General features: G+C 48.6%; 4 protein-coding genes. All 4 read right to left on the bottom strand.

Translation table 11 applies throughout. The features are described from left to right. Positions 1-350: 350 nt before the first annotated feature. Positions 351-1,997 carry a cellulase family glycosylhydrolase gene (locus SBI19_RS25400; protein WP_317972324.1) on the bottom strand — a complete coding sequence of 549 codons (1,647 nt, stop codon included), beginning with the start codon at positions 1,995-1,997 and terminating at the stop codon, positions 351-353. A 29-nt stretch (positions 1,998-2,026) separates the two neighbouring features. Next, on the bottom strand, positions 2,027-3,583 hold the full coding sequence (locus SBI19_RS25395; RefSeq protein WP_317972323.1) for a response regulator: 1,557 nt from the start codon (positions 3,581-3,583) through the stop codon (positions 2,027-2,029). Continuing rightward, on the bottom strand, positions 3,558-5,465 hold the full coding sequence (locus SBI19_RS25390; RefSeq protein ID WP_317972322.1) for a sensor histidine kinase: 1,908 nt from the start codon (positions 5,463-5,465) through the stop codon (positions 3,558-3,560). The genes SBI19_RS25395 and SBI19_RS25390 overlap by 26 nt, the downstream gene beginning before the upstream one ends. An 81-nt stretch (positions 5,466-5,546) precedes the next feature. Further along, positions 5,547-7,256 (bottom strand): type 2 periplasmic-binding domain-containing protein, encoded by a 1,710-nt coding sequence (locus SBI19_RS25385; RefSeq protein ID WP_317972321.1) that lies wholly within the window; start codon positions 7,254-7,256, stop codon positions 5,547-5,549. Positions 7,257-7,317 lie beyond the last annotated feature (61 nt).

Genomic DNA, 7,317 nt, shown 5'->3' with positions numbered 1-7,317 from the left:
TTACATCTTACCAGATGTTAATCAGCGTGTCAATCATTTCTTTTTGCTTTGTTTCGACAACGTTCATTATCTTACCACATGACCGCGTGTCGTGCAAGCTCTTTTTTTTCATTCATTTCGAAGATGTTATCTTCAAAACTTGATTTGTTATAAGCCCGCCGGCTTCATGTTTCTCGGCCGGAATTAGAATATACCATGTATTAAACACTCTTTGCAACTACTTTTTATTATTTTTTTTGATTTATTAATAGAAATCATAGAACTATGACAATTACTATTCGAATTAGAATATATAACGCACAAAACCGGACCGCGAAGTAACTCCGTCAATCCGGTTCTCGCTTACACCCTTATACGATATCGATCCACTCGATCTGCACAGGTCCACCAACTGCTTCTATTACGATACGATGAAGACCTTCATCAAGTGCAACCGACTCTTCTAGTCTAATAATCGTCCATTCAGCACTGGTCGGCCGCACCGTTCCCAGCTGCCAGCCATCCAGACTGACGGTTAGCCCGCTCCAATCACCTAAAATCTCTGTGGCACGCAGCCGAATCTCTACTCCATAAGCGACTGATTCAATGCCTTCTCCGCCGCCAACATTCGCCGAAGTAAACTCATACGCCAGCCAATCCCCTGCCGCCAACTGTACGCACAGCCGCTGGTCCAACTTCCATGGGCGTCCGCCGTTATGCTGGAAGTCTGCAAGCTGCCTATCACTGTCTACGAAGCGGATATCCGTACCATCGTTCACGCGGAAGCCGACATTCCGACCTGACCTAGTACCGATATGATAGCCGATTTCTTCGCCTTGGTACCCGTAGAACATTGCCGGAATCCGGACAGGCGCTCTTCTAAACAGCGAATGAACAACTTCAGCGTGGTATGTACAGTTCTCAAGCGCGATATTATCGAGGTATGACCACAAAATGCGCTGCGCATCCTCAGTACTCGGTTGCTCGCCTCCCGCAAGATAATCCGCCAATCGGTCCCAGCCTTCCGGCTTGTTTACAGAACAAGGCGAATTGATCGCGTCCATCTTCTTCCACGTCCAGAAATTCCACGAAATATCGTGATCATCGAACAAGCGGAAAGCGCCCGAATACCAATCGATATTGTTCTCCCCGCCTTCGCCCATGAAGATCGGTGCATTCCAGCGGGTGCGGTCAGTGATATATTTCTGAATGCTCTCCGTGTCCGGATTGTTCCAATACTTGTGAAATTGCAGAAGCGTATTATCATCAATCATTTCATCGAAAATCGTCCAGTCTGTCGACCAGTGCGCCCCCTCAAGAATGATCATATGCTGCTGGTCTACTTCTCGGATCGCCTTCACGATATCTCGATACAGCGGCATCAATGCAGGATTAAGCGCCGCATTCCAATCCGGCAGCGGTTCGTTAAGCAGGTCATAACCCGCTACGATCCATTCATCCTTGTAGCGCTCAGCGAGCTGGCGCCATAACTCGATCGTAATACGACGATAAGCATCGTCAGTGAACAGCTCCGGCTGATCATTCTCAGAGTCGTCGATATTCGCTCCAGTCTGTCCCCCCGGCGCACCGTGCAGATCAAGGATGGCATAAATGTTATATTTGCGGCACCATTCGATGCATTGATCAAGGCGGCGAAGGTTATTCCCCTTGAAGCGTAATGGCTCTCCATCTTCAATAAAAGCCCGGGCATTGATCGGAATGCGGATCGAGTTGAAGCCTTCCTCCGCGATCTTCCGAATATCGACTTCCGCCGTGTAACGATCGTAATAGATCTCCCAGAATTCCTCCGCCTTCTCCTTGCCGATCAAGCCTTCAATCATCCGCTCTATTCGTCTCGGACGATCACCCTGCTCCGGAAATTTCCACATGTAGCCTTCCGGCAGAAACCAGCTGCCAAGACCCACGCCTCGCAGAATAAGCGGTTCCCCATTGCCGTTCACCAGCTTGCTGCCCTGCGCACGTACAAATCCTGCTACATTATTGTCCGTCAACACCACACTGATCCTCTCCCATCATTGTAGAACCGCTATTCGGTGTCCAGCGCTTCGTTCATCGCACGATACTCAAGCGGAGATACCCCTTCCACTTCCTTGAACACTCGCGTAAAATGTTTCACATTCTCAAAGCCGACACTCGCACTAATCTCATAGACTTTCATATCCGATGTCAGGAGCAGTTCCTTCGCCTTCTGAAGCCGCAGCTTCCGCAAATAAGCGACAAACGTCTCGCCAGTAAAGTCTTTGAACGCTTGACTGAAGTATGAATAATTAAGCGATACATGATTGGATACCATCGCCATATTCAAATCCTCGTGATAATGCTCTTGTATGTAGCTGATGGCGCGGCCGATGTCGCTTCGATCGTTATAGACGGAGCGCACTTGACGAACATAGTCATTGAGCAGAAGCAGCAAGCTCTGCACACTGTAGTAATAATCATGGAACGGAGCGTTATAAATATCTCCGACGGTGCGGTGCAGCTTCAGAATTTCAAGCGATCCTTCACCGTACACCTGGAACACTTTGTCGAACACACGCTCATTCAGCAAATGACTGATGCCCTCTAAGTAGCTGATGTCATATCGAATAATCGTCTTGATATCGAGCACATGCTGCAGCAGCCGCTTAATATCGGCCTCCCGATCAAGTCCAAGCAAATTGGATATTTTCTGTATATCCTCTACCGGCAGCTTATACGATTTGCTCTTATCGGCAAATTCTTCTGCGCGAATGACGTCCGGTGATGTCTGCAGCACCGAATAGGCGACTGCCGCAACAGCCTGCTTATATCCATGTCTTACAGCTTCCATGCGAGTCATCCGTTCGCTGACGCCAGCCTGAAACCCGCAGGCCGGGTGTTCTTTCATATATGTGGACAACCGATCTATGGTGATCGTTCTGCCTGTAATGATGACCAGCCGCTCTTCTCTATCATAGAAGCGAATGCAGTGGCGCTCATTCTCGTAACCCATTATTTTGTCGATGCGATTCATGAATTCGTTGCGCTCTGCGGATCGACTGCCGCTGTTCATTCGGATGATAGCGACTTGAAACCCTTCATCCATCCAGCACAATGCCGCTCTCTCTAATAAACCGCGGATATCTTGTGCAGAATAGCGGTCGTGCATCAATACATTCTGAAGCTGCGTCACGGCGAATTCCGCTTTCAGAGCAATCGTATTGCGCAGCTCATCGGCGGCCTCGTTCTTCTCCTGCCATTCGTCCTCCAACTGGCGGAGTACACGAAACAGCTCATCTCTTACGATTGGTTTAAGCAAATATTCTTTCACATCGAACCGAATCGCGGCCCGCGCATATTGGAAATCATCGTGTCCGCTCAAGATGACGACATCCGTGCGAATCCCCCGTTCCTGCAAACGCTGAATGAGCGTTATCCCATCCATAACAGGCATTCGTATATCGGTTATGACGAGGTCGATTTCCGTTTCAGCCAACACCTGCAGCGCTTCTTCCCCATCCGCAGCAAAATAAAATGAGTACGCTCCGGCAAACTCTCTATCGATCATCGACTTCAAGCCGACTCTGATGTTCCGCTCATCATCCACGATTAATAGGTTTCGCATAAGCATCATTACCTCCCGCTATGTTTAAATACGGCAGCACCATGGTCACTCGGGTATAGGTGCCTAGCACGCTGTCAACCCGAATGCCGTGCCCTTTGCCATAATTCATGACGATCCTTTGATCCACGTTGCGAAGACCGATTCCGCTTCCTTCTCTCTCTCCCGCATTAGCGGTGCTTCGCATCTCCTGATACACGGCGTCATCCAGTCGAATGAACATGTTCACATCTCGCAGTCTGCTTTCCTCGATGCCGTTGCCATCGTCGATCACTTCGATTACCAAATCGTCATTCAGCGCGTAGGCTTTAATCGTAATGGTCAGTTTACCTTTGCCTCGATGTCCGAAACCATGTTTCACAGCATTCTCCACGATCGGCTGCAGCGACATCTTCAGCACTTCCTGCTCCTTATAAACCTCTGGCACTTCCACATTCAATTCGAGGCCATTGTCATAACGAATGTTCATAATCGCGATATAGTTCTGAATATGAACAAGCTCATCCTGCAGTCGAACATGATTGCTCGTCCACTGGAGGTTATACCGCATCATGCCGCCAAGCGAAGTCAACGCATCGGATATAGCGTATTGCGCTTCGACCTCCGCCAGCATTTTGATATTCTCAAGCGTATTGTATAGAAAATGTGCGTCGATCTGATTCTTAAGCGCATTAAGCTCGGCTTCCTTCGTAGCAGCTTGACGGCTTACGGCCTGGGCAATCAGTTCGTTCATTTTCTTAAGCATCTGCCTGAAATGAAACGCAATCTCGCCGACCTCGTCCATGCTCGTAATCGCGATATCAACGTTGAAGTCGCCTTTACGCACCTTCTTCATGGATTCCCGCAATATCTTGAGCTTCTTCAGAATGAGCGAGTGAAGCAAATATGAAATCATCGACAACAGTGCGATGAGTATAATCGTTGCAATAATGATCGTATTCCGCTGCTTGCTAATGTCGGCCAGCGTGCTCTCCAGCGATACAACATTGAGCAGATAACTGTCCAATTGCCCGACATGGCTGTAAATCCCGATATAAGGCTTGCCCTCGTATGAGAAAGAAAAGCTCCCCGCAGCGCTATCATTCAGATGGTCGACAAATTCCATCTTAACCTCGTTGATCGGAAGCTTCTGAAACAAAGGAGATGAATCCTTCGTAAACGCCTCGCCCTCCCGATTCATGACAAGCATCTGCGAGTCATTATCCTGTACATCGCTGAACGTCTTCATGAAGAAGTTGTGTATCTCCATGCTGACTTCCAATACGCCGTTATGCCGATCATCGCGGTATTTGAGCTCCCGCAGCAAGGAAACATAGACCGATGGAATATCCTCATTCCCGCTATCGAGGATGCTTTCCGTTCCTTGGCTGATGTCCCACCATACGATTCCATTCTGTTTGATGACGGTATCATACCAGGGCTTTGTCTTAATCCGAGACTCTTTGAAGATGACGGGCCAGAACTCGCGCACATTCGGATTTTCGGTATAAAGCCGGATATTCGCTATGCTGGGATTGTTGAACAGGAAATATTGAAACGTAGAGAACGTCTTCATCTTGAAATCGATCAGACTAGCCGTATCAAGCTCGACTCCGCTCTCCAAATAATCTTGGATCTCATTGTTAGAAACCGATAATTGAGCTGTCCGCTCCATGACCGACATGTTGCTAAGCACGTTCGATTTCTCAATCTCGAGTATAATGTTATTCTTCTTCGTTAATTCTTTGATCGTGTTGAGATACACGTTATGGAACAGATACCACGATACGAGAATGATCGGAATCAAAATTATACAAATAAAAGATAAAATCAGCTTCAATTGAATCGGCATTCGACCAATCTCAACCGAAACCTTAGAGCTCCATTGCCGAGCAAGTCTAATCATTAATGTGTGCACCATCCTTGCCCGTTATTGTAATAAGCCTGGGAGTCTGCACGGGCAGACTTCCAGGCTATTACAGTATGATTACTTATTCAAGGCTTCGAGCTTAGCTACATTCTCTTCATATTTCGTTTGACGGTAAGCGTCGATCTTGTCTTGATCGCTGCGCTCGCCGATATATTTGTTCCAGATCTCATCGAATTCAGCATCCGATTTCGCGAGGAGCAGCTTCGGCAGCGCTTTGCCCCAAGCGCGTGCATTCTTCGTTCCCGCGATGCCTTCTGGCGAGTTGGCCGGTGCATCGAGATTGTCGAACTCCGACATACTGATCGATTTGCCTTTCGTCCAGTCTTCCATTTGCTTCGCTGGGTCAACGCTAGGAGGAGCCCAAGCCAAGTTCATGTTCGTATCCATCAGCATCCAGTACGTATAGGAAGCGCCGTACTTCTGGTCGAATGCTGCGCGGTCTTTGTTGAGCAGGTCAATAACTTCCGGCTTGAATTGGTCTTTGCCGTCGATCGTATCGTACGTTACGCCTTTCTCGCCGAGGAACATATCTTTGTTGCCCTCTTCCGAGATCAGGTACGACAGGAACTCGATTGCTCTCTTCTTGTCTTTAACGTCTTTGGAGATGAGCGTCACCGTCCAACCGGAGATGCCAGGGCCCGACAGCGTCGGTGCTGCTTTGGACGAGTTTGCAGGTCCGTTAACCGCGATATACGCCGTGTTCGGATCTTTCTGATAGAGCGAGATGTTCTGCGTTGCAAAGTCAGAGCGTTGGTAGAGCATTGCGAAGTAGCGGCCTTGCGCAATTTTCTCTTCCATTTGCGGACGTTTGTCGATGAAGATATCTTTGGACAGCAGACCATCTTGGTTTGCTTGACGGAACGTCTTCAGCCAGCTGATATATTCCGGATCCAGGCGGCGGTCATACAGCTTGCCATCCTTCTGCTGCGGAATAGCCAGGAAGTTCTGCAGGTAACCTTCGAGCGAGTAGTTACCGTTCTCTGTGAACTCATGCAGACCAAGCGGGATAAGCGGTTGGCCGTTTACTTCTGGGAATTTCTCTTTCGCCAATTTCAATGCGTTCAGGAAGCCTTCCGGCGTGCTCATGTCTGGGCTGCCGATTGCTTCGTACATATCTTTGCGAACGACGAACGTTTGGTTCGACGTGAAGTTGCTGCCGTATTTCTCATAGTCGGCAGGCGAAGACGATGCGTTAGGATAGCCGTACACATTGCCGTCTGCTTGTGTGTACCAGCCCAGTTTAGCAGGGTCTGCTACTTTAATGAAGTACGGATCGTATTCTTCAGCCAATTTGTTCAGCGGAAGGACGAGATCGCCTTCGATCATTTTGCGAACGCCTTCTTCATACCAGCCCAGCGTCAGAAAGTCCGGCAGCTTGCCGGATGCGATCATCGTGTTCAGCTTCTCGTTCTCGTTGCCGGCCGGCACGATGAAGTTGATATCTACGCCCGTTTTCTTCGTGATATATTCTGCAGTAGCGTCTCCGCCCCACTTCTTGTTGAACCACGAGAAGTTAATATACCAATCAAATGTAATCGGATCTTTAGCATCCGCTTTCCAGCCTGGCTCATCTGGATTTGCAGTCGTTGTCGCTGCCGGATCCGTACCCTTATCCGTATTGTCTGTCGTCGCTGTTTCGGTATTCGTCGTTTTCTCTTCTGTCGTTTTCTCATCGTCGCTGCTTCCGCAAGCCGAGAGAGAGAACACCATCGTGAATACGACAGTCAATGCCATCATCGAGGTCCACAATCTACGTGTTTTACTCATTGATAAGTCCCCTTTTCTAAATGATTTCATTTATTAGCAACCCGGCCGCAGATGGCGGCCA

The organism is Paenibacillus sp. CCS19 (genome assembly GCF_033239625.1).
In the GTDB taxonomy this organism is placed as follows: Bacteria; Bacillota; Bacilli; order Paenibacillales; family Paenibacillaceae; genus Paenibacillus_T.
The sequence above is the reverse complement of the archived record's forward strand: the minus strand, read 5'-3'. Positions and strand labels throughout refer to the sequence as shown.

Bases quoted from the DNA above. Each gene is read 5' to 3' on its own strand.
- SBI19_RS25395 (WP_317972323.1), bottom strand. From the start codon at position 3,583: ATGCGAAACCTATTAATCGTGGATGATGAGCGGAACATCAGAGTCGGC.
- SBI19_RS25390 (WP_317972322.1), bottom strand. From the start codon at position 5,465: ATGATTAGACTTGCTCGGCAATGGAGCTCTAAGGTTTCGGTTGAGATT.
- SBI19_RS25385 (WP_317972321.1), bottom strand. From the start codon at position 7,256: ATGAGTAAAACACGTAGATTGTGGACCTCGATGATGGCATTGACTGTC.